A 23,434-nucleotide genomic window follows, 5' to 3' on the forward strand; every position below is an offset into this window, starting at 1 on the left:
CTGGCGGTCCGCCGGCGTCGTGCAACTTCATCATGCCCCTGTTGCCCGGGCGGCGCGAGAGCTCAGCCGCCGGCGCCCGGCTGCGGGCGCCGGCGGTCAGCTCCGGGGCTTGGTCCGGGCTGTCGCGGGCGCGGTCCACGGGTCTTCGGGCCACGGATGCCGGGGATAGCGGCCGCGCATTTCCGCCCGGACCTGCGCGTAGGGCCCGGACCAGAACGATGCGAGGTCATCCGTCACGGCCAGGGGCCGGCGGGCCGGCGAGAGCAGGTGGAACAGCACCGGCACGCGCCCATCGGCCAGCCGCGGCGTCTCGGCCCAGCCAAAGCACTCCTGCAGCTTGACGGCCACTACCGGCCTGCCGGTGGTGTCTCCCGCGTCCGGGTAATCGATCCGGATCCGTGACCCGCTGGGGACCGCCAGCGCTTCCGGTACCAGCTCACCCAGCCGGGCAGCCTCGGGCCACGGCAGCAGCCGGCTCAGCGGGCCGGCGAGGTCGATGCCGCCCGTGGATGCCCCGCCGGCCAGTGCCGCGAGCTCCGGGGCCAGCCATTCGTCCAGCCGGGCCAGCAGCGCCGGCTCGGAAACGTCGGGCCAGGACCCGCCCAGCTCCCGGTGCAGGAGGGCAAGACGGCGGCGCAAGCCGTCCGCCGCCGTCGACCATCCGATGGTCGCCAGCCCCTCGCTCGCCAAGGCGCGGGCCACAGCTGCGCGGCCCTCCTCCGCAGAAGGCCGTACCGGGGTGGACGAGAGCACGATCGCGCCCAGGCGGCGCTCGCGCCGGGCCGAGACGCGGCCGTGGCTAAACCGTGCCTGCAGCGTTTCGCTCAGGAGATTGCGGGCGGCGGCCTCTGCGGTGTCCGCCGTCAGCGGCGCCGCAGAGCGGATGACGGCGCCGGTCCCCGCGGCGTCGCGCCCTTGCGCGCGCGATACTTCGGCAACGCCCAGCCAGTCGTGCCCGGACAGGGGGCTGCCGGCCGGCAACCCGGCCCGCGTTCCGGACGTGAGGAGGTATTGTGCCGGACCCTCGCCGGGAACGCGGCGCGCCACCCGGTCCGGGAAAGCCAGCGCGACGACGAACCCGATCGCCTCCGCGGCGCTCACCGCCCCAGCCGGCGCGACGCCGGATGACTTCTGGGGCCCGACGCCGGAGGACTCCTGGCGCGCGATCGACTCCATCCGCCGGACGTCCTCCGCCCAGCGCCGGGACCCGGGATCCCGGCCCGTCCGCAGCGCGGCGACCAGGCGGGTGAGGTCCGCGCCCGGGGCGCGCTGGTCCCCGGAGACCAGGGCGACAGCCTCGGCCGCCGTGCGGTGGCCCACCGTCGCGGCGCCGTCCAGCAGGGCGCGGGCAAGCCTGGGGTCCGTCGGGACCCGGGCCAGGATCTTGCCCAGCTCGGTCGCGTGACCGTCGGGAGCGACGGCGCCGAGTTCCCGCAGCACTTCAACGGCCTCGTCCATGGCGGCCTGGGGCGGCGCGTCCGGCAGGGCGAGTCCCCGGCCGCCGGGGGCTCCCCAACACGCCAGGAGCAGGGCAGCACCGGTCAGGTCGGCTGCCGCAATCTCCGGCGACTGGTGGGCCGGCGCGGCGCCAAAGGCCCTTTGGTCATAGCAGCGGATCACAGTGCCCGGGCCCTGGCGCGCGGCCCGGCCGGCGCGTTGTTCCGCGGACGCCCGGGAGCAGGACACTGTCACGAGGCCGGACATCCCGCGGCCGGCGTCTCGGCGCGGCTCGCGGGACAGCCCGGAGTCGACCACCAGCCGGACGCCCGGGACTGTGAGGGAGGACTCGGCGAGTGCGGTGGAAACGATGATCCGGGCAGCCCCGCCGGGCTCACGCCCGGAGACGGCGCGGTCCTGCTCCGCCGGGCCGGCCTGGCCGTGGAGCTCCAGGACCTCAGCGCCGCTCCGGCCGCGCAGCCGCGCGGCAATGTAGGAGACCTCCCAGGCGCCGGGAACAAACACCAGGGCGTCAATGTCCCGTCCGGCAGCCAGCGCGGCGGCATGCTCCGCAGCGGCCGTGTCGGCCACGTGGTCCAGGAAGGCCCGGGCCACCCCCCGTTCGTCCAGCCGCGGCACCGACGCGGGGGCCCATTCCACCTCCAGCGGGAACAGTGCGGACGGACAGTCGACAACCGGTGCCGGGCCGCCGCCGTCGTTTCCGGCCGCCGCTTCACCGATCAGTGCCGCGAAGCGGGGCGCGTCGAGGGTCGCCGACATGGCCACGAGCGTGAGGTCACCCCGCAGCTCGCGGACTTCGATGAGCATGCCGAGGAGGAGGTCGGTCTCCAGCCCGCGCTCGTGGACCTCGTCGAGGATCACGGCGTCGATGCCCTCGAGCCCCGGCTCCGCTAGGAGGCGGCGCAGCAGGATGCCGGGGGTAACGAACTCGATTAAGGTTCCAGGACCCGTCTGGCGTTCCCCGCGGACCGTGTAGCCCACGCGGTCACCGAGCAGGGTGCCGTCCAAGGCGGCCAGGCGCCGGGCGGCCGCACGGGCAGCGACGCGGCGCGGCTGGGTGACCACGATCCGCGGACGGCGCCCGCGCCCATCCCGCCCGCCGTTCGCGGTGTTGCCGTTCGCGGTGTTGCCGTTTGCGATGTTGGCCAGCAGCGGCGGCACAAGCGTCGTCTTGCCCGTGCCAGGAGGAGCCTGCACCACCGCGGACGCCCCGGCACCGCCGGCTTGCAGCGCCGTTGCGAGGGCGCCCAGCGATTCCGCAAAGGTCAGGCCCGCCCCGATGGCGCCGAGGTCAAAGAGGCCCTTGGAACAGGCTGGGTCCAGGGGTGCGGTCGCGGAAGTCACGCCTCCATTGTCTCTGCAATTCATGCCCAGGCTGCAGGTGGCGTCTCTGTTGGGTTGGGTGGCTTCGCCGGGCGCATGCCAAACGCCGAAGTCGCCGGAACCGTGCGAGCACGCCGGAAGTTTCCAGCGAATTCGCACGGTCCCGGCGACTTCGATGACCGGGACCGACTGCTCCCGGTCAGGAGCGGGTATGCGCGTCCTCGTCGCTCTCCGCGGCCGGTTCGGCCGCCTAGACGGCGTTTGCCGTGCCCGGGCCGTCCACCGAGGCGCGGGCCTTCGCGAACTTTTCGTTCAGCCTGGAGTGGCGCTGGCCGTAGGCGAAGTAGATCGCGATGCCGATCACTAGCCAGACCGCGAAGAAGATCCAGGTCTCCACGGCGAGGTTCGTCATGAGGTACAGGAACAGGACAGCAGAGACGATCGGGAGCACCTTGCCGAACGGGACGCGGAAGGCCGGTTAAGGTCGGGACGCTTCGCGCGGCGCTGGTCTTGGACAGGGAGCGCGGAAGCAGGCCGTCGCGGCTCATCGCGAGGACCACGAGGGACAGGCCCATGAGCAGCACCATGATGAAGGTGGTCAGGCCCACCAGGGAGCCGAAGGCAATGACCTTGGCGGCGTCGGTATTGCCAACGGTTGGGGCGGGTGGCTTCGACGAGTGGGCTTGGCCGGTTGGACTAGAGACCGGTTGGATTAGATACAGCGAAGGCGGGAGACTGGATCAACTCGATCACGAAAGTGGGAACCACATGATCAACCTCAAGCAAGACACCGAGGGTTTCATCCGTATGAACAGGCATTTCCCGGAAAAGTCGCTGATCAGCATCACGTTCACCGACGGCTCAGAGCAGGTCTACTCCGGGCACCGGCTCAACGGCCTCTACGACGAGGCCCTGGCCGAGTACCGGGCCCAGAACCACCTGGACGCCAAAGGGTTTTCGCGGGCCCCCAAGAAAACGGTCCAGCCCGCGAACAAGATCGAGTTCGTTCCGGTGCACGCTGGAATGGACCCCTAACAGCGCCTCGGCATCCAAGCATCGGCCTGAATCGGTCAGCCTCGGCCCGTCGGGCCCCGGCTGCCGCTTATCCTGCCGGATCAGCCGTCACCTGCCGGATCAGCCGACGCCGATCGCGCCCGGCCCGTGCGCCGGGCGGCGGAGGGCCCGGGCGCGGATCCGGAGATCGTTGTCGTGCACCCGCCGGTCGACGCCAGGTACCGGTGTGGGGGCGGTCCTTGTCCGCGGTGCCGGTGGACTTGCGGGCAACTCTTCCGGGCACAGGTCACTGATCAGCCCCATGCCGGCGTACTCGCGCATGGCCCTGATGCCGGCAACCGCAGCGGGCTTGTCTGCAAACGCCTTAGAGACGGCCAGTACCGCCCCATCCGGTGCCCTGAGCCGGAACCTGATGCACGCATCAGCATCTACGAAGAGTTCAAATGTGCCGGCCATGACGATCCTCCGATTTGCGGGCTCCCCGTCCGGGCATCATCGCCACGGAGAGACGGGGAAAGCGTCGCTGCTGCCCACTGGTTTGGTTTGTCCTCGCTGCTGAACAGATGACGTCAGCTGCGTCTTATTAGTCTCGCTGCGGCCTAGAAACGCCCACAAGGCCGGCCACGTAAATCCTAGGTAAATAGCAGCCAACAACGCCGTGCGCGAGGCCACCCCGGCGCGCCGCGGGGTAGGAATAAGGCCGCCACCGGTGCCCTGCCGCCGCCGTGCCCCTACAGGGGCGGCCAATGGTCGCGGCAGTACGCAACGCGACTGGCACCCGCGGACGGCGGCGGGATGACCCGGTCCCAACACGGGGCGACGGCGTCGCCCCGTTCGGAAGGCTCTGCCGCCGCTATGCGGCCCGCATCACCGGGAAGCCAGGCCATGGCTGAATCGTTGGACAACGTACCCCCCATTGTTCTTGGCTGAAGGCGCACCGGCTCGCATCACGGACCGCCATGCGCCTCACGCAAGAGTAGCCGGGAGGACAGACACGAAAACAGGGACTTTGGACCGTATCGGCAAACGCCGCTGGCGCCTAGATCCGCCACGCGCGTGCCGCCGCCAAACAGCCTCCTGGCGTCCAGCAGCGCAGTGCGAAGCGGCAGAAGTGTTTCATCCATTGGAAATGGATGTCGTTGCGGCGGATAATCCAAGGCAGTCTTGGGGACAGCCCGCGGTCCACTGACAGGAAAGAAGGATGCGATGTCCCTCAGCGTTGAGGAAATGAACAAGCAGCTCCCGGTGGCGAATGTGCTGCCCGGCGACGCCGTCCCGTACTACATGGCGTCGGGCGAGGGCGCCCGTTATGAGATCAACGGCCAGCTGGTCACGGTCATCGCCCGGGCGGCGGACACCGGCGGAATTTTCAGCGCCGCCTACATCTCCGGCGGCATGGGGGCCGAATCGCCGTTTGTGACCCACGCCGTGGAACACAAGACGCTGTACGTTTTCGACGGCATCCTGCATGTCTGGCTGCCGGGCGAAAGCCGGATCCTGACTCCCGGGGATTCCGTGGTGATCCCGCCAGGAACCCCGCACGCGTACCGGATGGCAAGCCACTACACCCGGTTCCTGAACTGGATGACTCCCGGCGGCGCCGAGGCCTACTACGAACGCGTCGGCACCCCCATCGATTCGCACGTCCCGCCAGTCACGGCGGGACGAAAGCTCAGCCTGCGGGAGGGCGTCGAGGTGGGCGCTGAATTCGGCATGACGTTCCCCGACGTCGAACGGGTGGCCCCGTCCTTCCGGCAGGACGCCGGACTGCCGGCCGCCCAGAGCCCGTACTTCCTCAGTGCCGGCGAGGGCGAACGGCTGGTCAGCTACCAGACCATGTTCACGTACCTGTCCCGGCCGGCGAACACAGGGTCGAACTACTTTGCCGTCCACACCAAGGGCGCCAAGTCCGGCTATATTCCGCTGCATTTCCATGAACAGCACACGGAAAACTTCCTCTGCACGGAGGGCCGGATGTGGATCTACGCCAACGGCCGCGAGGTGCTGCTCACCAAGGGTGACTTCCTTCACGCTCCGGCCGGAACCATCCATTCCTTCGCCTTCGATTCCCACAACACCCAGATGGTCGGGTTCCTGACGCCGTCGGTCTTCAACGGCTTCTTCGAATACTTCAACAAGCCCACCGAGGACTACATGTACACGGAGGGCGGCGAGCCCTACATGGACATGGCGGGATTCGGCCGGGCCCAGGCTGAGATGGACCTGACGGTGGTGGGTCCCCCGCCGCAGCGCCGCGCAGCGCTGGACATCTAGGCAGCGCTGGACATCTAGTCCGCTAAGGAACTCTGCTCGGCCAACACCCAGGGTCCGGAACTCCTCGGAGTTCCGGACCCTGGGTGTTTATTCGGGGGGTGTCTATTCGGTGGCTGCGGATTCAGCTTCCGGCCTGGCCGACTCCCTGAAACCGGCCGGCCTCCTGAGGCTGGTCCGCCTCCTGATGCTGACGCACCAGGGCGCGGCCGTAGTCGTTGCCGTTGGGCGTGCGCATCACTGTGTGCATGTGAAAGGGCGCCGGGGTGTCGTTGCTCAGGAAGACCCCGGTGTGGTGGTCCAGCTCCATGACCAGCACGGGGCTTTGCAGGCGGAAGTAGAAGGCGTCCTGGCCCTTCCATCCGCCGATCCAGCAGAACCAGGCCTCATCCCAGTGCCCCGCGATCTCCCGACGCCGCGCGGACCGCGGCCCGTCGGGGAGGACCGCGATGAAGTCCGCCACGAGCTCGTCCAGGATCGCGCGTGCCGCGGCGGGCATCGCGTTGACCGGGATGCCCTCGTAGGGAATCACCCGGTTGTCCTGGAAGCAGCCGGCCAGGTGCCGTTCGTCCCCGGGGTGCAGCCGGCCCTCGGGCATCGCCGGATCCTGCATGCCCGCGAAGAGTGTGGCCTGCTCCCGCAGCGGCCCGGGCAGGGACTCCATGAGTCGCCGGGCCAGGGCGATCCGCTCCTTGAAAACCGCCACGCCCTGGTGCGGTCCGGCGTCGATCACGTCCGGTTCAGCGCCCAGGAACACCGGGGAGACCACCAGCTGCGTTCCGGCCACTAGGACGTTGAGCGCCACGTGGTGCCCGAAGAGCTGCCAGCCCCACGGGGCGGTCTCCGACGGTTCACCGTAGAGGGCGAAGTTGTAGCTGTACTCGTTCATGAGTTCCGGCAGCTCCACGAGGGCGCCGAGGAATCCGTTGATCCGCATCAGGTTCCGGACCAGCCCGTACCCGGCCGGGCTCAGGCTTGCTTCCACGACGGCCAGGATCCGTTCCCGGACGTCCGGGGACAGCTCGTCCAGGCGCAGGCCCGTGTCATGCTGCATGAATTCCGGGTTGGCCCAGCTCTGCCATTCGTGGGCGTCCACGCCGTAGCGGAGCCGACGGACCTGGGCCGGGGTAAGGCCGGCCAACAGATCCCGGGCGGCGGAGGTCATCGCGGCCGCGGGCGCTTCCTCCCCCGCCGGTGCCGGCTCGAGGTGGTATAGCCCGGGCCGGAGGACGCCGTCGCTGGTCACCCCCGTGAAAGGCTCGGGATACTGGGCGGCCCAGCCGTGGATCATGGGACCCGCGAAGGAGTCGGTCTTCGCCGCCTCGGCATAGCCCCGGGCATCAAGGCCCCGGATCTGCGCCACCCTCGGGTGGTCGGGCGGGTAGAGATAGTCACGGAATGACGGCTCGGACACGCGAACTCCTTTCTGGATCTTCGGATGGTGTGGCCAGCGGCCAGCCAGCGGCTACGCCAATGGCCGCGGCGGCCTTCGCCGGGTCGGTCCCCCGCCACGCGACGTGCTGGTCCGGGCGGACCAGGACGGCGTCAGCCTGCCAGTGCGTGGCCATGGAGGTCCCGTCGTCGGAAGGCCCGACGGCGGCGACAGTTACCGGAATGCCGCGCCGGGCTGCGGCAGCCAGCACCGGCTCATAGACCACCTGTGCTGGCACGCCGGCAAGGCTCCCGGCGTCGACGAGCAGCGTGAAGCCGGGGCCAAGGATGTCGTAGAGCGACGTCGAGCGGTCCAGCCAGGCGTGAGGCAGCAGAGCGCCGGGGCTGGCCGAGGGAACGTACCGGATGGGGTCCTTGGCCGGGACGGTCGAGCCGTCCGGGACAGTCAGGGGTGAGGAAGAGTAGTCGTAGCCCAAAACCAGACCCAGCGAATCGAATTCGCTCTGCTTGACCGCGAGCGCCTCCTTTGCCTGGAGCCGCGCAGCCTCGCCGGCAGCTCCGCCGCTGCGCAGGGCCGGGTCCGCGAAGTGATACGCGAGAGCCTGTCCGTTGGCGGCGGCGTCCCGGATGGTCCGTTCGGCCACCGGGCGCCGCTCCAGTTCGTAGCTTCCGAGGAGTGCCGGGCCACCCCAGCCCTCCTGGGCGGCGGCGATCTTCCAGGCCAGGTTGGCGGCGTCGCCGATGCAGGTGTTGAAGCCGTGGCCGCCCCAGGGCGGGTTCAGGTGCGCGGCGTCGCCCACAAGGTATCCGCCGTCCCTGCCATAACTGGGGGCCAGCAGCATGCGCGCCGTCCAGGGGTCGGTGGCGAGAATCTCAAGCTCCACCTCCGCACCCACGAGTGAGCGCACCAGTGCGGTGGCGTCGAAGGACTCACGCCCGTCCACGCCCTGGATGATGGCCCACCATGTGCCCTCGAGGTCCATCCTGCCCACCATGCCGGCCACGCCCGGCCCCAGGACCCAGTACTGAACAGCGGGATCCAGGGTGATGGCGTCGCCCAGGTCCCGGGAGCGGAACAGGACGCTGATGTTGGACAGTTCCGCCGAGCCACCCTCCAACCGAATGCCAAGGCTGCGCCGGACGGCGGAGGATCCGCCGTCGGCACCGGCCAGGAAACGGCACTCGACGGCGCGGCGGCGCCCGGTGGTGTCGGAGACGTCCACCCGGGCTCGCGGGCTGTCCGGACCCGAGTCCAGGCTGGAACTTCGGTGGCCGTAGTCAACGTCGCCAACGCTCAGCCCGGTCAGCAGCGTGGCTAGCGGCGATCCTGCCACGGCGTCCCGCAGGACGTTTTCCATCACGGGCTGCGGGACCTGCTGCCCGCACTCGGGCTGTTGTTCGTAGCGGCCTGGAACCAGTTGGAAAGCCTGGCGGAACCGGGTGATCTCCTGCCCGGCGTCTCCTGTCAGCCCCGAGCAGAAGATGACGTCCTGGGCGTAGGAGACAGGCAGGGGCGCCGCGTTCCGCAGGGTGTCCGCCAGGCCCAGCCGGCGCAGGTGCGTCATGGTGCGCGCGTTGGTGGTCTTCGCGCGCGGCCTGTCCGGATCGATGGATGTCCGGGGTTCGATGACGATGCTGGGGATGCCGCGCCGGGCGAGGTCCAGGGACAGGAATAGCCCGCTGGGCCCGCCTCCGGCAATCAGGACCGGGATGTCCTCCGGCAGGTCCGCCAGGGAGGCGTTCTCGATGGCGGTCATCAGGCCCTCGCCCTGAGGTCCGGTGTGCCTATGGGCGTGGTGAGGGTCCCCAGCCGGTCGATTTCCACCTCAACGGTGTCCCCGGGCTGCAGCAGCCACTGCGGGGTCCGGGCATAGCCCACGCCTTCAGGGGTGCCGGTGGCGATGATGTCACCTGGGTGCAGGGTGAACGTCTGGCTGATCAGCGCGATGATGGCCGGGACGGAGAAAACCATGTCCTTGGTGTTGCCGTTCTGGACTTCGGTGCCGTTCACCCGGGTGCGGACCTGCAGGCCGTCGCGCAGGTCGCCCACTTCATCACGGCTGACCAGCGGTCCGAGAGGTCCGCTGAAGTCGCCGTTCTTGCCCAGGGTCCACTGGGAAGTGAGTTTCTGGGCCCGGCGGGCGGTGAGGTCGTTGAAGGTGGAGTAGCCGAAGACCGAGTCTGCGGCCGTGGCCTCGTCGGCGGCTTCCACGCGCTGGCCGATGTAGGCGGCCACCTCACCTTCCCAGTCCAGGCCGTCTTCGCCCGCGGGTACGGGGACCGGCACGTTTCCCACCGAAAGGGAAGCCGTCCAGCGCCCGAACAGTGTGGGGTAGGGAGGCAGTTCCTGGTCCTTGAAGCTGCCTTCCGCGGCGTGGGCCTTGTAGTTCAGGCCAACGCAGATCACCCGGGCCGAGGCAGGCACCAGCGGGACCTGGGTGACGTCTGCCCGGTCCAGCGAGTCAGCAGCGTCACCGGCTTCGTCCGCCAGCGCGTCGGCTGACAGGGAGCGCGCTTTCTCCTGCCAACCGGCGGCATCGGCCCAGAAGTCAGGAACCGGGGCCAGTGGAACCACCCGTGAGCCGAGGAGGGCAGCCGCCCATGCGCCGCCGTCGTGATTGATGCCTATGTACTGCATGTGGTTGGCCTTTCTGGTGCCGCCCGGAACGGGCGGTGGTTGGTAGGTGGGCACGGCAATGAGAGGCCCAGTAGTTAGAAACCCTGTAGCTGGAGAGCCCGTGCAGGTGCGTTTGGCCGAATATTGGAGTGCTGTTGTGGAGTGGCCGGTCAGGTGGCCTGGGTGTCCGGGGGCCGGGATTGCCGGAGGAAGAAGGCCACGGTTGCTGCCATCGCCTTTTCGGCCGCGGCCTGGCTGTGGTCCGGGAGGATCCACATGTGGTCCGCACCCTCAATCAGTAGAAGTTCGACGGCGGCGCCGGCACCTTCCAGCGCGGCAGCCAGCGACGCTGACTGGGCGGCCGGAACAAAACGGTCAGAGGTTCCGTGCGCCAGGAAGAACGGCGGCGCCGAACGGCTGGCGTAGCTGATGGGGCTGGCCTCCGCCGCCCTCGCCGGCTCGTCGGCCAGCACGGCACCGACAAGGAGTTCCTCGCGGGATCCGGGATCATCGGCCCTGGCGACCGCGGCCGGCAGGCTCTGTTCGGCCATCCTGCCCAGGTCTGTGGGCGGGTACCAGGCTGCCACCGCGGCAACGGCAGCGTCGGCGCCAACATCGACACCGTCGGCATTGGCGCCGTCGGCATTGGCGCCGTCGGCATTGGCGGTGAGACCCACCAGGCTGGCGAGGTGGCCGCCCGCGGAGTCGCCCCACGCGTAGATCCGGGCCGGGTCCACGTTGTAGTCGGCGGCATGGTTCCGCAGCCAGCGGACGGCGGCTTTCGCGTCGTGCAGCTGGGCCGGGAAGTGCGCCTCCCGGCTAAGCCGGTAGTCGGCCGATGCCACCACGAATCCGGCGTCAGTGAGCGTTTCGAAGGCGCTGATGCCGAATCCGTCCAGGACCGGGCCCAGGGAAGACCGCTCCCCCATGCGCCAGCCGCCCCCGTGGAAATGGACCACCGCAGGCCGGGGAGCCGCCCCGGCTTCAGGACCGGGAAGATAGAGGTCTAGCAGCAGCGGGCGGGAACCGTCGTCGCCCGCGCGGGCGAATTCGATGCCGCTCAGCACGCGACCTTCCGTCATCGTCGACTCCATCCGTTTTCTTGCGCCGGTTCACCTGATGCACTGATTAACTTGTGCGCCGGTTCCATGCTGCCCGGCGTCTCCCCTAAGACTGTCGGATCACCGGGCGGGCGCAAACTACGGATTTCAATCATTGAAAGGGCTTTGCAGAGGCCAGCTCCGCCGCAAGGAATGTTAGCCCCTGCCGCACGATCCCCAGCGCGGCCGAGTGGTTGAGGTAGCCGTGCGTGGCCCCCGCTTCCAGCCGGAAGGCCACCTGGACGCCAGCCGCGTGGAGCGATTCCCTGAAGTGCTCAGCCGACGGACGCAGGTCATCGTATTCGCAGGCAATGACCGCCACCGGGGGGAGCCCGGAGGGATCGGCATGGCCGGGCAGGGCATACGAGGACGCCATCCCGGCGGGGCCGCCGATGTAGTTCTCCACCATTGCCCGGCAGTCGTCCTCGGTGAAGCGCAGGATCCGCGGCAGGCTGGAAAGCACCCTGCCGTCGGGCACCGCGGCCGAATCCGGAGAGGGAAGCACGGCGTGCAGGAACGGGTACGCCAGAAGCAGCTTGGCGGGCGGGGCCAGGCCGGCGTCCTTGAGATACATCGCGGCGCCGACGGCGAGGTTCCCGCCGGCGCTGGCGCCGCCAAGGCACAGACTTCCGGGCGCCACCCCAAGCTCCTCGGCGTGGGCTGCCGCCCAGATCCACGCCGCGAGCACGTCTTCGTGCGGGACCGGGAAATGGACGCCGTCGCGGGCCAGCCGGTACTCGACGGAGAACACCAAGCCGCCGGTCCGGTCAGCCAGTTCCCGGGCGACCTGGTCGGCCTCCCGCATGTCCAGCGCGCCTCCGGCGAACCCGCCGCCATGCAGCCACACCAGGCCGGGTAGCCCCGCACCGGACGTGAACTCCGCCGCCGAACCCCGGTCACCGCCCAAGGGAAGGATGCCGGGGCCGTAGATCCGGATGGGCACGGGTCCGTTGGGCCCGGGCGCTTCCACCGAGCGGATCGGTACGGCAGGGGCGGTGTAGGGCAGATCCGCGCCGCTGAACGCCTCCAGCCGCTGCATCCCGGCCGGATCGGCGAGGAGATCGGCGAAGGAGCCGGCTTCAGCCACATGGTGCATGAGGGCGGCCAGCTCCATGTCCAGGGTCATGGCTGAAACACCGGCTCGCGCGCGCCCTCGGCGGCGGATGAAGGAACCGCGGTTGCAGGAAGTGCGCAGCTGAACGAATGCGTCCCTGAACCGACCTCGACGCCGGTGGTCCCGCCGTCGGGCAGGTACACCGCGGCGGTGCAGCCGGCCGGGACCGTCACCGCAAGCGAGAATTCCTGGCCCGCCAGCTCCCAGCGCACGGCAGCCTCCCCATAGGGGGTCTCGTGCCGGGCCGCGGCCCACGCCAGCCCCCCGCCTGGCCGCGGCCGGATGGCGAGTTTCCGGTACCCGGGTTCAGCCGGTGCCAGGCCGGCCACGCTGCGGTGCATCCAGTCGGCCACGGCCCCGAGGGCGTAGTGGTTGAAGGAAGTCATTTCGCCCTCATTGATGCTGCCGTCCGGGAGCATGGAGTCCCAGCGTTCCCAGATGGTGGTGGCGCCCATTGTCACGGAGTAGAGCCAGGACGGGCACTCGGTCTGGAGGAGCAGGCGGTAGGCCGCCGTCGCGTGGCCTTCATCGCTGAGCGCGTCGCAGACCAGCGGGGTTCCCACGAACCCGGTGGCGATGCGGTAGCCGTCGGCTTCCACGGTGTCCGCCAACCGGGCGGCCGCGGCGGGATGTTCGGCCGGTTCGAGGAGTCCGAAGCGCAGGGCCACCGCGTAGGCCGTCTGCGTGGATGGCCGGAGCCGGCCGTCGTCAACGTAACGCTTCCGGAACACCGCCCGGGACCGGGCGGACAGCTCGCGCAACCGCTCCGCTTCCGTGTCCTGGCCCAGCAGCCCGGCAGCCTCGCCCGCCACCGCCGCCGAGTACACCAGGTAGGCCTGCGCCACGAGCTGCCACGGGGTACGCGCATCGCCGGGCGCGTCCGGCGGTGCGGCCGGGTCCAGCCAGTCGCCGAATTGGAAGCCGTGCTCAAACTGCAGTTCCGGGCCGGCGGCCTGGGCCGCGGCTTCCAGCCAGGCCATCATTCCCGGCAGTTGCCGGCGGAGGAACGCGGGGTCGCCCGTGCGCTGGTACAGCACCCATGGAACAAGTACGGCGGCGTCACCCCAGGCGGCCATGACGGGACGGTCCGGGAACGGCGGCTTTTCGGCCACCACTTCCGGGACCACCAGCGGCGGCGGCCCGTCGGTCCCCTGCTCCGCGGCGAGGTCCTTGAGCCAGGACGTGGTGAAACCGGGGATCCGGTACAGGAAGGACGCGGTGGCGGCGAAGATCTGGAAGTCGCCGGTCCAGCCGAGCCGCTCGTTGCGCTGCGGGCAGTCCGTGGGCACGTCGACAAAGTTCCCGCGCATCCCCCACACCACGTTTGCGTGGAGCTGGTTCAGCATCGGTTCGGAGCATTCGAACGTGCCCGTTCGCACCAGCTCGGAATGGATCACGACGGCGGTGAAGGCTCCGGGGTCCAGCTCGCCGGGCCAGCCGCTCACCTCCACGTAGCGGAACCCGTGGATGGTGTACTCGGGCTCCCAGGTTTCGCCGCCCGAATCGCCGCGCAAGATGTAGCGGTCGGTCTGCTTGGCGACGCGCAGCGGCCTGACGCCGAGTTCGCCGTGCTCCAGAACCTCGGCGTGCCGCAGCACCACCTCAGTGCCGGCCGCACCGCTTACAGTGAAACGCACCCGGCCCACCAGGTTCTGGCCGAAGTCCAGAATGGTCTTTCCCGAGGGCGTTCCCAGCACGGCTTTGACCTGCAGCTCGTCGGTGGCCCGGACGGGCGGGCCGTCGGGCGCGACTAGGACTGCAGGATCGAAGCCGTCAACCACGACGGCGGGCTGCAGCGTGCCGGTGGCCGCACCGGCCGCTCCGGCCTCAGCCCAGCCACGGTTCCGGAGCCGCGCATCGAAAGTTTCGCCGTCGTACAGGTCTGCCGACAGCACCGGCCCCCGCCCGGCCAGCCACGACGCACCCGAGCCAATCATGCTCACTGCCCCGCCGGCGTCGGTCATTTCCAGCTGGGCGATCACGGCAGTGCGGTTGCCGTACGTGTTGCGCTTCTCCTGGAAGCCCAGATTGCCACGCCACCAGCCGTCCGCGAACTCAAGGCCGATCACGTTAGTGCCAGGCCGGAGATATTCCGTGACGTCGTAGCTCTGGTAGCGCAGGCGGTGGTGGTAGCTGGTCCAGCCCGGAGTCAGGATGTCCCGGCCCACGCGGCGGCCATTGATGTGCGCCACGTAGACGCCGTGGGCGCTGGCGTAGAGCCGGGCGGACGCCACGGGCCCGGCCACTTCGAACGTCCGGCTCAGGCGCGCTGCCGGCTCGTTGGCGTCGCTGGCCTCGTCCCAGGCCGGGCGGATCATGGCTGCCTGCCAATCGGCCGCGTTCAGCAATCCCGCCTCTACGTAGGCAACGGGGCTCCATTCGGAGGGCGCGTCGCCGCCGCTGCCCCAGACACGGACGCGGACGGCAACGCGCTGGCGGCTCGCCAGCGGCGGTGCAGGCCAGGGCTGCAGGAGCTGCTCCCTGGTCTCGGTGCGGCCGTAGCTTGTCAGGCTGGCCTCGTCGGGGCCGAGCTGGAGTTCGTAGGCGGTCTGAACCCAGCCAGGTATTCCGGTGGCGACCTGCCAGGAAAGCCGCGGCCGGTCCTCGCCGATGCCGAAGGGTTCCTCGTGGTGTTCGAAGCGGGGCGAGGAGGGAACGGCGGCCAGCGAGAGGGCGGCGTCCTGCACCGGGAAGCGAAGGGTATTTGGAGTCAACGTCGGCTCGATTCGTCACGAAGGGGAAGACTTGGGCTCCCCCAGCGTCCCGGGAACGGCACTGCGCCCGCTAGCGATGTTTCATTGACTGGAAACCGGGTACGAGGGCCGGTTTGTGCGGCCGCCCTCCTGCTGCCGAGTCTGACCGGGCATGGCGATCTGCCTGGTCAGTGCAGAATCCTCACTCCACGCAAAGGCAGAAGGGGTGGCCAGCCGGGTCGAGGAACACCCGGAAGGTGGTGCCCGGCTGCGAGTCCGCTTTGGTGGCCCCCAGCTCGACAGCGACATTCTCGCCCTCGTCCAGGTCCTGCACCATCAGGTCCAGGTGCATCTGCTGTGGCACCGCCTGGCCCGGCCATTCCGGCGCCCGGTAGCCGTCCACCTGCTGAAACGAAATGCAGTTGCTGCCGTCGTCAGGGCGGATCTCGGCCCAGTCACCGTCATCCTTCACGTTCCAGCCGAGCAGGGCACCGTAAAAGCCCGCGAGGGCCCCGGCGTCGGGGCAATCAATGACGAGACCTGGGAAGCGTGCGATAGCCATACCGGAATGCTACCCCCGGAAATTGAGCCCGTCCCTAAAGCTCCTGGGCGAAATAAGCCACCGCTGAGCCGAGGATCCGGCCCAGCTGGTCCTCCGCGCCGAAGAAGCAGTGGTCGCCGCCCCGGATGGGGATGAGTTGGTGGCGGACGTTCGCATCGGCGAGCGCGGCGGCCAGCAGTGCGCTCTGGGAGAGCGGGACCAGGCCGTCGCTGTCGCCGTGGACCAGCAGGAACGGCGGCGCGTCGGCGGTGACATCGGCAGTGACATAGTCCAGCGGGCTCGCGGCGGCCAGCAAGGCAGGATCGGCGGTGCCGCCCACCAGCATGGGGCCCGGTTCCAGGCTCATGCCGTCCGGCACCGCCGCGCTCAACGGTCCGGCCATCATTCCCGGCGGCATGCTCATGGCCGGCATGTCCGGCAGCGAGGACACCCCGTAGAAGTCGACGACGGCGCTCACGGCGCTGGAGTGCCCCTGGACTCCGAGGCCACCTTCCAGGTCCTCCCTGGCGCCGGTAAGTCCCAGCAGGGCGGCCAGGTGCCCGCCGGCCGATTCGCCCCACGCGCCGATCCGGCCGGCGTCGATCCCCAGCATGTCTGCGTGCTCGCGGAGGTACCGGACGGCGGCCTTGAGGTCGTGCAGCTGCGCCGGGAACGGCGCTTCGAGGGCATGGCGGTAGTCCACGGTGGCGCACGCGATGCCGGCTTCGTTCAGCAGACGGAACACTGAGTCCGGGGCGAAGGTTGGCGGCAGCTCGGGGCGGTCCCCCAGTTGGAAGGCGCCGCCGTGGATCCACACAACCAGCGGCACCGGCGTCCCGGCAGCGTTGCGGGGCAGCCAGATATCCATGGTGAGCCTGCGGAAGCCGATGGCGATCGCATAGCTGACTTCGCGGTGGACAGCAGAGTATTCCGACACGACGTCGGCCGCGCCCGGGGGCAGAAACGCCGGGAAGGCCGGGGCCGGCAGCCCTGCTGGTGCCGCCGGTTCTGCTTCGCCAGGGGCGGTTTTCATGGCTGTGGCGGCGTCCGGGGTCACGATGCACTCCTTGCAAGTTGGGGCTGGTGGTCATTACCGCCGGCAGGGGCGGTGAAGGTATGGGTTCCGGGCCCGACGACGGCGTTCGACTGGTCGGTGAGGCGGACTTCCGCTGTGGTGCCGGGCGGGACGGTCGCAATGAGGGTGATCTCGCCGTCGTCGATTGCCCAGCTGACGCCGATGAGGCCCTGAGGGCCGCGGTGCGAGGTGGCCGCGGAGGTGATTCCGGCGCCGGGACGGGGCTCGATGATGATCCGTTCGTAGGCCGCACTCCCGGGTGCCTGGCGCAGGCCGGCCGTGTAGCGGTGCAGGAACGAGATAACGGCGCCTTTGCTGTAGTGGTTCAGCGACTGGCGCGCCGTCCCGTCCTCGCTTATTCCGTCCCAGGCTTCCCACATGGTGGTGGCACCGCGGTCCACCATCACCAGCCAGGAGGGCTCGGAGTCCTGCATGAGCAATTCATAGGCGAGATCCGGCTGTCCGTTCTCGGCGAGCACAGGCAGCAGGTAAGGGGTGGCCAGGAAGCCGGTGCCAAGGTGTGTGCCGGCGTCGCGGACGAGGGTGACCAACTGCTTGACCACCGCCTGCCGGCCGCTGTCCGGAACGAGGTCAAAAGCCAGCGCGCGCACGCAATTGGCCTGCGTACCGCCGTCGCCTCTTTCATTTCCCACTGTTCCGATTCCCGCTGTTCCGATTCCCGCTGTTCCGTTTCCCACTGTTCCGTTTCCCACTGTTCCGTCGGCCCGCAAGTATCCCCGCTGCCACGCGCGGCGGATGTTTTCGGAGAGCTCCCCGAGTTCCTTGGCTCTGTCCCCCTTGCCCAGCACGGCGGCAATCCTGGCCATGATGGCGGAGGAGTGCCGGTAGTAGGCGGTGGCCACGATACCGTTGTCGGCGGACCGGGAGGCGAATAAGTCCGGCGCCGGGCCATCCGGTTCCATCCATTCGCCGAAATGGAAGCCGGTGTCCCAGAGATACTGCTCATGCGGGGCCGGCGTGGCCTGCGCCGCCGCCCTGGCCGGGTGCCGATTGCCCTCCGCGGTGCTGCGGACGAAGCCGAGCCAGCGTTCCATCGCCTCCCAGTTCTGTTCCAGGATGCCGGTGTCACCGGTGGCGAGATGGATCTCCCAGGGCACCATGACCACCGCATCTCCCCACCCTGAGGACCCGTTTGTGAAGGCCATGAATTCCGCACTGGTTATCTCCGGTCCCGGCGAGGGGGAGATGTTAACCACCACGCCGTTGTCCCACTGGTCCGCGCGGACGTCCCTGAGCCACTTCGCCGTAAAACCTGCCACGTCGAAGAGGTAGGCGGCCGTTGGTACAAACAGCTGCCAGTCGCCGGTCCAGCCGGCCTTTTCCCGCTGCGGGCAATCGGTGGGAACTTCACAGGCGTTACCGCGGAAGCTCCACTCCACAATGTCGTGGAGCTTGTTAAGCCGGTGGTCGCTGCAGTTGAAGGTGCCCAGGCGTTCCAGATCGGTCTGGACCATGCAGCCCGCGATGTCCGCCGGTTCCAGGTCTGCGTCCAGGCCCTGCACCGAGATGTACTGGAAGCCATGGGTGGTGTGGCGCGGCTCGAACACCTCGCCGGGGGCTCCGGATGCCACCAAGGAATCCACTTGACCGGGGTCGAGAAACTGCCCCGTGTTGCGGAAATCATGGGGGCGGAGGTGGTCCTGGGTGACGTCGCCGTCAACGCCCAGGGCTTCGCCATAGACCAGCGTGACAGTCTTCCCCGGGGCGCCAAGCCGGCTCAGGCGGACCCAGCCGTTGATGTTCTGGCCCAGGTCCACGATCTGGTTGCCGTTGCTGAGGCGGGTGATGGACACCGGAAGCAGTTCCGCCACAATCCGTGTGGGCGGCGCCACGGGGCCGGTGAGGGCGGCGAAGCTGGCGTCGCGAAGAACCACGTGTCCAGTTGCCCCGTGGCCTCGGCGGAAATTCACTCGCTGGCCGGCCATGAGATCGGCGCTGACGATCTCCGTCGCGGAAACGTCCCACGAGCCGTCGGTGCCGATGACCGTCCGTTGTCCGCCGGACTCCAGCTCCAGCTGAGCCAGGAAGGCCGTCTGCGTTCCGTACATGTCGGAGTCGCGCGTGTACCCGAACGTGCCGCGGTACCAGCCGTCGGTAAGGATGGCCCCGACGGTGTTGGCACCGGGCCGGAGCAGGTCGGCGATATCAAAAGCCTGCACCTGGAGCGTGCTGTGGTAACTCGTCGAGCCCGGTGTGAGCTGCTGGTCCCCCACCCTCACGCCGTTGATGAAGAGCTCGTAGATGCCATGGGCTGTGGCATAGGCACGCGCAAAACCCGGTGCGGCGTCCAGCGTGAAGGTCTTGGACAGCCCGTAGCCGGGCGCTCCCCCGGTTCCGGAACCGACGGTTCGTCGGGGCCGATCCACTGCGCGGTCCAATCTGCGGGGTGCAGCAGGCCCAGTTCCACGGCCATGGGCTCGGACCAGGCGGACAGAACTTCGGTACCGTCAGAGTCCACGTTCCAGGTCCGGACCGTCCAGTCGAAGCAGTCCCGGGAACCAATGTCCGGCCCCCCGTAGGGCACGAAGCAATGGGTGCCGCCGTCCACGCGCCCGGTGTCCCAGCCGTTGCTCGTGGTCAGCTGGTAGGCGGTCTGCCGGAACGTGCCGTGCGGCGGGGTCCAGCTGAATTTGGGCAGCGTGTTGGTGATTCCGAAGGCTTCGCTAAGGTGATTGGTCCGAAGGTGCGTGGGGTGGTTCATGCGGGGAAGCTCCCTGAAGTTGGGCTCAGCTGGCGTAGGCGGTTCTGACGCCCCGCTGCGCGGGGTCAGGCGTAGTGGCAGGCGACGTCGGCGGCGCCTACCTGGCGGTGGGCCGGACGCTCGGCGGTGCAGAGTTCCGTGGCGAGCGGGCACCGCTGGCTGAAGGGGCAGCCCCCGGGCGACGCCGCCACGGCAGCGGCCGTTCGGACGCCAAGGGATTCGCGCAGCATCCTCCGCTCGGCCTGTTCCGCTGGCCTCGGCACAGGCGAGGCGGCCACGAGGGCCTGGGTGAAGGGGTGCTTGGGCGACTCCGTGACGGCTGCCGCGGGCCCGCTTTCCATCACTTGGCCACGGTAGAGGACCACAACGCGCTGCGCCAGGAACTGGACCACCGAGATGTCGTGAGCGATAAACAGGTAGCTGAGCCCGCGTTCGTCGCGGAGGTCGGCCAGGAGGTTGAGTACCTGGGCCTGGGTGGAGAGATCCAGGGCACTGACGGCCTCATCGCACACCACAAGCTTCGGTTCGCAGATCAGGGCACGGGCAACGGCGATCCGCTGGCGCTGACCGCCGGAGAACTGGCTAGGGTAGCGGTCCACGGCCTCGCGGGGCAGCCCCACGCGTTCAAGCATGGCTTCGGCTTTCTCGCGCGCCACAGCGCCGTTAACTCCGCGGATCCGCAGCGGCTCCGCCAGCGAAGCACCGATGCTCTGGCGCGGGTTCAGCGAGGAGTTCGGGTCCTGGAAAACCGCCCGCAGTTCACCACCGAGGGCGCGACGCTCTGCAGCACCAGCATGGGTGATGTCCTTGCCCTGGTAGCTGATGGTGCCGCCGGCGCTCTTCTGGAGGCCAAGGATCGCCTTGCCTATGGTGGATTTTCCGGAGCCGGATTCCCCTACCAGTCCTACCGTCTCGCCCTGGCGGATGGAGAAGCTGACGCCGTCCACCGCTGCCGGGGCTGCTGCAGCTTTCCGGCCGCGGCCGTACCGGACCACCAGGTCCTTGACCTCAAGCATGGGCTGCTCCGGCGCAACTGGCACCGTATCCTGCCGTTCTGCCGTCTCGATGCTCATGCCAGGTCCTTTTCGACGATTTTCATCACGTGGTGAGTGGGCACTTCGGTGGCAAGCCATTCCAGGCCCTCCACCGCCAGTTCGTCCGCCTTCACGCAGCGGACCAGTCCGTCCTCGGATCCGGAAGACAGCAGCGGCACCGGGGCGGCGCACGCGGAGCCGGCAAACTGGCAGCGGGCCATGAAGCGGCAGCCGGTGGGCCAGTCCTTTGGCTGCGGAACCTGGCCGCTGATGGTGGCCAGCCGTTCAGGCATGTCCGCTGCGGTGTTGGCGTGCGGGTCGGCGGCCAGAAGCGCCAAGGTGTAAGGGTGGCGGGGGTTGTCGAGAATATTGGCGGTCCGGCCGCTTTCCACCACCTGGCCGGCGTACATCACGGCGACGTTGTCGCAGATGTCCGCCACCACGCCGAGGTCGTGCGTCACCATCACCACGGACATCCCGGAGTCCTTCACCAGGGAGCGCAGCAGCGAGAGGATTTCGGCCTGCACGGTGACGTCCAGCGCTGTGGTGGGTTCATCGGCCACCAGCAGCCGGGGCCGGCCGGACAGTGCCAGGGCGATGGCGACGCGTTGCGCCATGCCGCCGCTGATCTGGTGCGGGTAGGTTTTGAGGATGCGTTTGGCGTCCACAATGCCCACCTTTTCGAGCAGGCTAAGGGCTTCGGCACGTGCCTCGGCTTTGCCCACCTTCAGCAGCCGGCGGATTGCCGCGGTGAGCTGGTAGCCCACGGTGAACATGGGGTCCAAGGCCCGCATGGGTTCCTGCGAGATCAGGGCGATGTCCCGGCCGCGGATGCCTTCCATGTCGCGCTCCGTGGCGGCGGCCAGGTTCTTGCCGTTCCAGAGGATCTGGCCGCCGGTGGCGGACACCCCGGCGGGCAGCAGTCCCAGCAGCGACAGCGCCGTCATGGTCTTGCCGCAGCCGGACTCCCCCACCAGACCCAGCACGGTTCCCTGCTCGACGTCGAACGAGACGCCCGTGACCAGCGGAGTCCCGCCGTCGACCCCTACAGAGAGTCCGCGGACGCTCAGGTGGCCTTTCGCCGGGATGGCTCCCGTGTCGGCAGCCGAAGCCGCGGCGCCCGTTGCGGCAACCGCAGCGGCAACAACACGGCCACGCTGGCGACGTGCCGCTGCCGACGGCAGGTGCGAGACGCCAGCGTTCGGCGACTTCCCCAAGGCGTTGCCGATCGCGTTGGCGGCCAGGACGGTCAGGGCAAGGACCGCACCCGTGGGAACCATCAGCCACGGGGCGTCGTAGACGTGCTGGGAAGCGCCCTGGATCATGCCGCCCCAGCTGGGCTGCGGGATGGGCGGGCCGAAGCCGATGAACGCCAGGCCGGCCTGGATGAGCATGCCGACGGCGAAGATGAGGGCTGACTGGACCACGATGGTGTTGGTCAGTCCGGGCAAGACGTGGCGGAGGCTGATCCCCAGGGTGCTGACGCCGTCCACCTTGGCCGCGTCCACGTACAGCTGGGACTGGAGCGACTTGGCCTGGCCCAGTATGACGCGGTAGATGCCGGCGGAGATGAGGACGCCCAGGATGGCCATGATCAGCGGGATGTTGGTTCCCACGGCACCAATGACCGCCAGGATGATGACGGTGCCGGGCAGCGACATCATGACCTCGGTGACGCGGCTGATCGCTCCTTCCGTCCGGTCACCGCCGGCGGCCACCATGGCCAGGACGGTTCCAAGCCCGACGCCGACAATCACCGTGATCAGGGAGGTTCCCAGCGTGCCTGCGGCGGCAGCGAAGATGCGGCTGAGGAGGTCCCGGCCGAGTTCGTCGGTGCCGAGCCAGTGCGCGGCGGTGGGACCGGACAGGACAGCGGTGAAGTCCTGGTCCTCCGTTTTATAGGGCAGCCACCACTGGGCAGTCAGCGAGGCAACCACCAGGGCTGCCAGCCATACGACGCCGGCCACACCTCCGGGCGAGGCGAAGAGCCGGCTTGCGGAAACTTTGCTGAAGGCGGTCCGTTGGCCGGACTTGGGCTGCACAGCTGCGGCAGCCGTGGCTGGCGCACTGTCGGCAGGAGCGGGGGCGACGTTGGGGATCATGAGGCACGCAACTTCGGGTCCAGAAACTTGGTGGCGAGTTCCAGCACGAGGTTTACGGCCACCACCACGACGGTGGCGATGACCACCACGCCCTGGACGGCGGGGGCGTCGTGGGTGCTGACGGAGGTCTGGACGGCCTGGCCCAGACCCGGCATGGCGAAGAGCTGCTCCGCGATGACGGAGCCGCCGAACAGGCCGATGAACTGCAGTGCGATGCCGGCCACAATGGGGAGGCTGGCGTAGCGCAGGGCGTGGATGTAGAGGATTTTCCAGGTGGAGGTGGCCGTGGCACGCAGCGTCCGGATGTGCTCCTGCTGCAGCGCTTCAAGCATTGAGGCCCTGGTCTGGCGGGCGATGAAGGCTGCGCCGCCGACGGCAAGCGTGATGACCGGAAGGGCCAGGGACATGCCCCAGTCCTGCGGTGAGACCTCGAACGGCACGTACCCGGTGGCGGGAAAGACCGAGGACTGGATGGCGAACAGGTACACGAAGATGATGCCGATCCAGAAGGCAGGCAGGGCCACGGCCAAGCCGCAGATCCCGCCCACGATCCGGTCCACCATGCCGCCGCGGACCGCCGCTGTGACGCCCAGGCCGATGCCGAGGACCGCGCTCAGCACGGTGGCGCCGGCCGCGAGTGATGCCGTCACCGGAAGCCTGTTGCCCAGGTCCGCGCTAACTGAGCGGCCATCGATCAGGGACGAACCGAGGTTGCCTTGTACGGCGTCGCCGAGCCAGCGGAAGAACTGGGCCAGAAGCGGATCGTTCCAGCCAAGCCGTGCGTTGACCTCGTCAATGGCCTCCTGGGACGCGCCGGCGCCCAGCGACACGGCGCCGGGGCTGCCGGGCATCGCGTGTACCAGCAGGAATGCCAGGACGGCAACCACCAGCACGGTGGCCAGCGCCATCAGCAGGCGCTTGGTGATGAATAGTGCCATGGTGACCTCCATCGGTCAGGACCTGCCGGGCGGCCCTCCG

The 23,434-nt window shown here is 69.0% G+C and carries 17 protein-coding genes and 1 pseudogene; 2 read left to right on the forward strand and 16 right to left on the reverse strand.

The annotated features are described in order from the left end of the window. Positions 1 to 96: 96 nt before the first annotated feature. A complete protein-coding gene (gene hrpB, locus M2428_RS03760) occupies positions 97 to 2,802 on the reverse strand; it encodes an ATP-dependent helicase HrpB (RefSeq protein WP_277523864.1) in 2,706 nt (901 codons plus the stop codon). Positions 2,803 to 3,031: 229 nt separating this feature from the next. Then, positions 3,032 to 3,434: pseudogene (locus tag M2428_RS03765) on the reverse strand (amino acid permease C-terminal domain-containing protein); the annotation flags it as partial. A gap of 115 nt (positions 3,435 to 3,549) precedes the next feature. Here M2428_RS03765 and M2428_RS03770 point away from each other — a divergent pair. Continuing rightward, a complete protein-coding gene (locus M2428_RS03770) occupies positions 3,550 to 3,816 on the forward strand; it encodes a hypothetical protein (protein ID WP_277523866.1) in 267 nt (88 codons plus the stop codon). 99 nt (positions 3,817 to 3,915) lie between these two features. On the opposite strand, the gene M2428_RS03775 is transcribed toward M2428_RS03770, so the two are convergent. Further along, positions 3,916 to 4,251: a DUF1508 domain-containing protein gene (locus M2428_RS03775; RefSeq protein WP_277523868.1), complete on the reverse strand. Its 336-nt coding sequence runs from the start codon at positions 4,249 to 4,251 to the stop codon at positions 3,916 to 3,918. A 750-nt stretch (positions 4,252 to 5,001) separates the two neighbouring features. Between M2428_RS03775 and M2428_RS03780 the strand changes: the two genes are divergently transcribed. Beyond that, the gene (locus M2428_RS03780; protein WP_277523870.1) at positions 5,002 to 6,069 is read left to right on the forward strand and encodes a quercetin 2,3-dioxygenase; all 1,068 of its coding nucleotides are present in this window, start codon (positions 5,002 to 5,004) and stop codon (positions 6,067 to 6,069) included. Between the two features lie 121 nt (positions 6,070 to 6,190). Here the strand turns inward: M2428_RS03780 and M2428_RS03785 are convergent, their stop codons facing one another. The 13 genes from M2428_RS03785 to M2428_RS03845 form a co-directional block, all read right to left on the reverse strand. After that, positions 6,191 to 7,480, reverse strand: coding sequence for a DUF3500 domain-containing protein (locus M2428_RS03785; RefSeq protein WP_277523873.1), 1,290 nt, complete (start codon positions 7,478 to 7,480; stop codon positions 6,191 to 6,193). Then, positions 7,458 to 9,215, reverse strand: coding sequence for an FAD-dependent monooxygenase (locus M2428_RS03790; RefSeq protein WP_277523875.1), 1,758 nt, complete (start codon positions 9,213 to 9,215; stop codon positions 7,458 to 7,460). Before M2428_RS03790 ends, M2428_RS03785 begins: the two co-directional genes overlap by 23 nt. Continuing rightward, a complete protein-coding gene (locus tag M2428_RS03795; protein ID WP_277523877.1) occupies positions 9,215 to 10,096 on the reverse strand; it encodes a fumarylacetoacetate hydrolase family protein in 882 nt (293 codons plus the stop codon). Before M2428_RS03795 ends, M2428_RS03790 begins: the two co-directional genes overlap by 1 nt. 149 nt (positions 10,097 to 10,245) lie before the next feature. After that, positions 10,246 to 11,157 carry an alpha/beta hydrolase gene (locus tag M2428_RS03800; RefSeq protein WP_277523878.1) on the reverse strand — a complete coding sequence of 304 codons (912 nt, stop codon included), beginning with the start codon at positions 11,155 to 11,157 and terminating at the stop codon, positions 10,246 to 10,248. A gap of 130 nt (positions 11,158 to 11,287) precedes the next feature. After that, complete coding sequence (locus M2428_RS03805; protein ID WP_277523880.1) at positions 11,288 to 12,301, reverse strand: alpha/beta hydrolase fold domain-containing protein; 1,014 nt, start codon at positions 12,299 to 12,301, stop codon at positions 11,288 to 11,290. Next, a complete protein-coding gene (locus M2428_RS03810; RefSeq protein WP_277523882.1) occupies positions 12,298 to 15,003 on the reverse strand; it encodes a family 78 glycoside hydrolase catalytic domain in 2,706 nt (901 codons plus the stop codon). Before M2428_RS03810 ends, M2428_RS03805 begins: the two co-directional genes overlap by 4 nt. 181 nt (positions 15,004 to 15,184) lie before the next feature. Beyond that, positions 15,185 to 15,544: a VOC family protein gene (locus M2428_RS03815; protein ID WP_277523884.1), complete on the reverse strand. Its 360-nt coding sequence runs from the start codon at positions 15,542 to 15,544 to the stop codon at positions 15,185 to 15,187. Positions 15,545 to 15,578: 34 nt separating this feature from the next. Continuing rightward, positions 15,579 to 16,580 carry an alpha/beta hydrolase gene (locus M2428_RS03820; protein WP_346780707.1) on the reverse strand — a complete coding sequence of 334 codons (1,002 nt, stop codon included), beginning with the start codon at positions 16,578 to 16,580 and terminating at the stop codon, positions 15,579 to 15,581. Beyond that, entirely contained in the window at positions 16,577 to 18,838 is a 2,262-nt protein-coding gene (locus M2428_RS03825; protein ID WP_346780719.1) for a family 78 glycoside hydrolase catalytic domain, read from the reverse strand. Before M2428_RS03825 ends, M2428_RS03820 begins: the two co-directional genes overlap by 4 nt. Then, the gene (locus M2428_RS03830; RefSeq protein WP_277523886.1) at positions 18,835 to 19,320 is read right to left on the reverse strand and encodes a hypothetical protein; all 486 of its coding nucleotides are present in this window, start codon (positions 19,318 to 19,320) and stop codon (positions 18,835 to 18,837) included. The genes M2428_RS03825 and M2428_RS03830 overlap by 4 nt, the downstream gene beginning before the upstream one ends. A gap of 65 nt (positions 19,321 to 19,385) precedes the next feature. After that, positions 19,386 to 20,393, reverse strand: a complete 1,008-nt coding sequence (locus tag M2428_RS03835) for an ABC transporter ATP-binding protein (RefSeq protein ID WP_277523888.1) — start codon at positions 20,391 to 20,393, stop codon at positions 19,386 to 19,388. Further along, entirely contained in the window at positions 20,390 to 22,456 is a 2,067-nt protein-coding gene (locus M2428_RS03840; protein ID WP_277523890.1) for a dipeptide/oligopeptide/nickel ABC transporter permease/ATP-binding protein, read from the reverse strand. The genes M2428_RS03835 and M2428_RS03840 overlap by 4 nt, the downstream gene beginning before the upstream one ends. Further along, the gene (locus M2428_RS03845) at positions 22,453 to 23,406 is read right to left on the reverse strand and encodes an ABC transporter permease (RefSeq protein ID WP_346780708.1); all 954 of its coding nucleotides are present in this window, start codon (positions 23,404 to 23,406) and stop codon (positions 22,453 to 22,455) included. Before M2428_RS03845 ends, M2428_RS03840 begins: the two co-directional genes overlap by 4 nt. Positions 23,407 to 23,434 lie beyond the last annotated feature (28 nt).

Origin of the sequence: Arthrobacter sp. ES3-54 (assembly GCF_029504395.1) — a bacterium.
Lineage (GTDB): Bacteria > Actinomycetota > Actinomycetes > Actinomycetales > Micrococcaceae > Arthrobacter.

What these genes read in the sequence shown, in the direction of transcription:
- M2428_RS03845 (WP_346780708.1), bottom strand. Translation starts at nt 23,406, where the DNA reads ATGGAGGTCACCATGGCACTATTCATCACCAAGCGCCTGCTGATGGCG.
- M2428_RS03840 (WP_277523890.1), bottom strand. Translation starts at nt 22,456, where the DNA reads ATGATCCCCAACGTCGCCCCCGCTCCTGCCGACAGTGCGCCAGCCACG.
- M2428_RS03830 (WP_277523886.1), bottom strand. Translation starts at nt 19,320, where the DNA reads ATGAACCACCCCACGCACCTTCGGACCAATCACCTTAGCGAAGCCTTC.
- M2428_RS03795 (WP_277523877.1), bottom strand. Translation starts at nt 10,096, where the DNA reads ATGCAGTACATAGGCATCAATCACGACGGCGGCGCATGGGCGGCTGCC.
- M2428_RS03815 (WP_277523884.1), bottom strand. Translation starts at nt 15,544, where the DNA reads ATGGCTATCGCACGCTTCCCAGGTCTCGTCATTGATTGCCCCGACGCC.
- M2428_RS03805 (WP_277523880.1), bottom strand. Translation starts at nt 12,301, where the DNA reads ATGACCCTGGACATGGAGCTGGCCGCCCTCATGCACCATGTGGCTGAA.
- M2428_RS03775 (WP_277523868.1), bottom strand. Translation starts at nt 4,251, where the DNA reads ATGGCCGGCACATTTGAACTCTTCGTAGATGCTGATGCGTGCATCAGG.
- M2428_RS03835 (WP_277523888.1), bottom strand. Translation starts at nt 20,393, where the DNA reads ATGAGCATCGAGACGGCAGAACGGCAGGATACGGTGCCAGTTGCGCCG.
- M2428_RS03780 (WP_277523870.1), top strand. Translation starts at nt 5,002, where the DNA reads ATGTCCCTCAGCGTTGAGGAAATGAACAAGCAGCTCCCGGTGGCGAAT.
- M2428_RS03790 (WP_277523875.1), bottom strand. Translation starts at nt 9,215, where the DNA reads ATGACCGCCATCGAGAACGCCTCCCTGGCGGACCTGCCGGAGGACATC.
- M2428_RS03770 (WP_277523866.1), top strand. Translation starts at nt 3,550, where the DNA reads ATGATCAACCTCAAGCAAGACACCGAGGGTTTCATCCGTATGAACAGG.
- M2428_RS03800 (WP_277523878.1), bottom strand. Translation starts at nt 11,157, where the DNA reads ATGACGGAAGGTCGCGTGCTGAGCGGCATCGAATTCGCCCGCGCGGGC.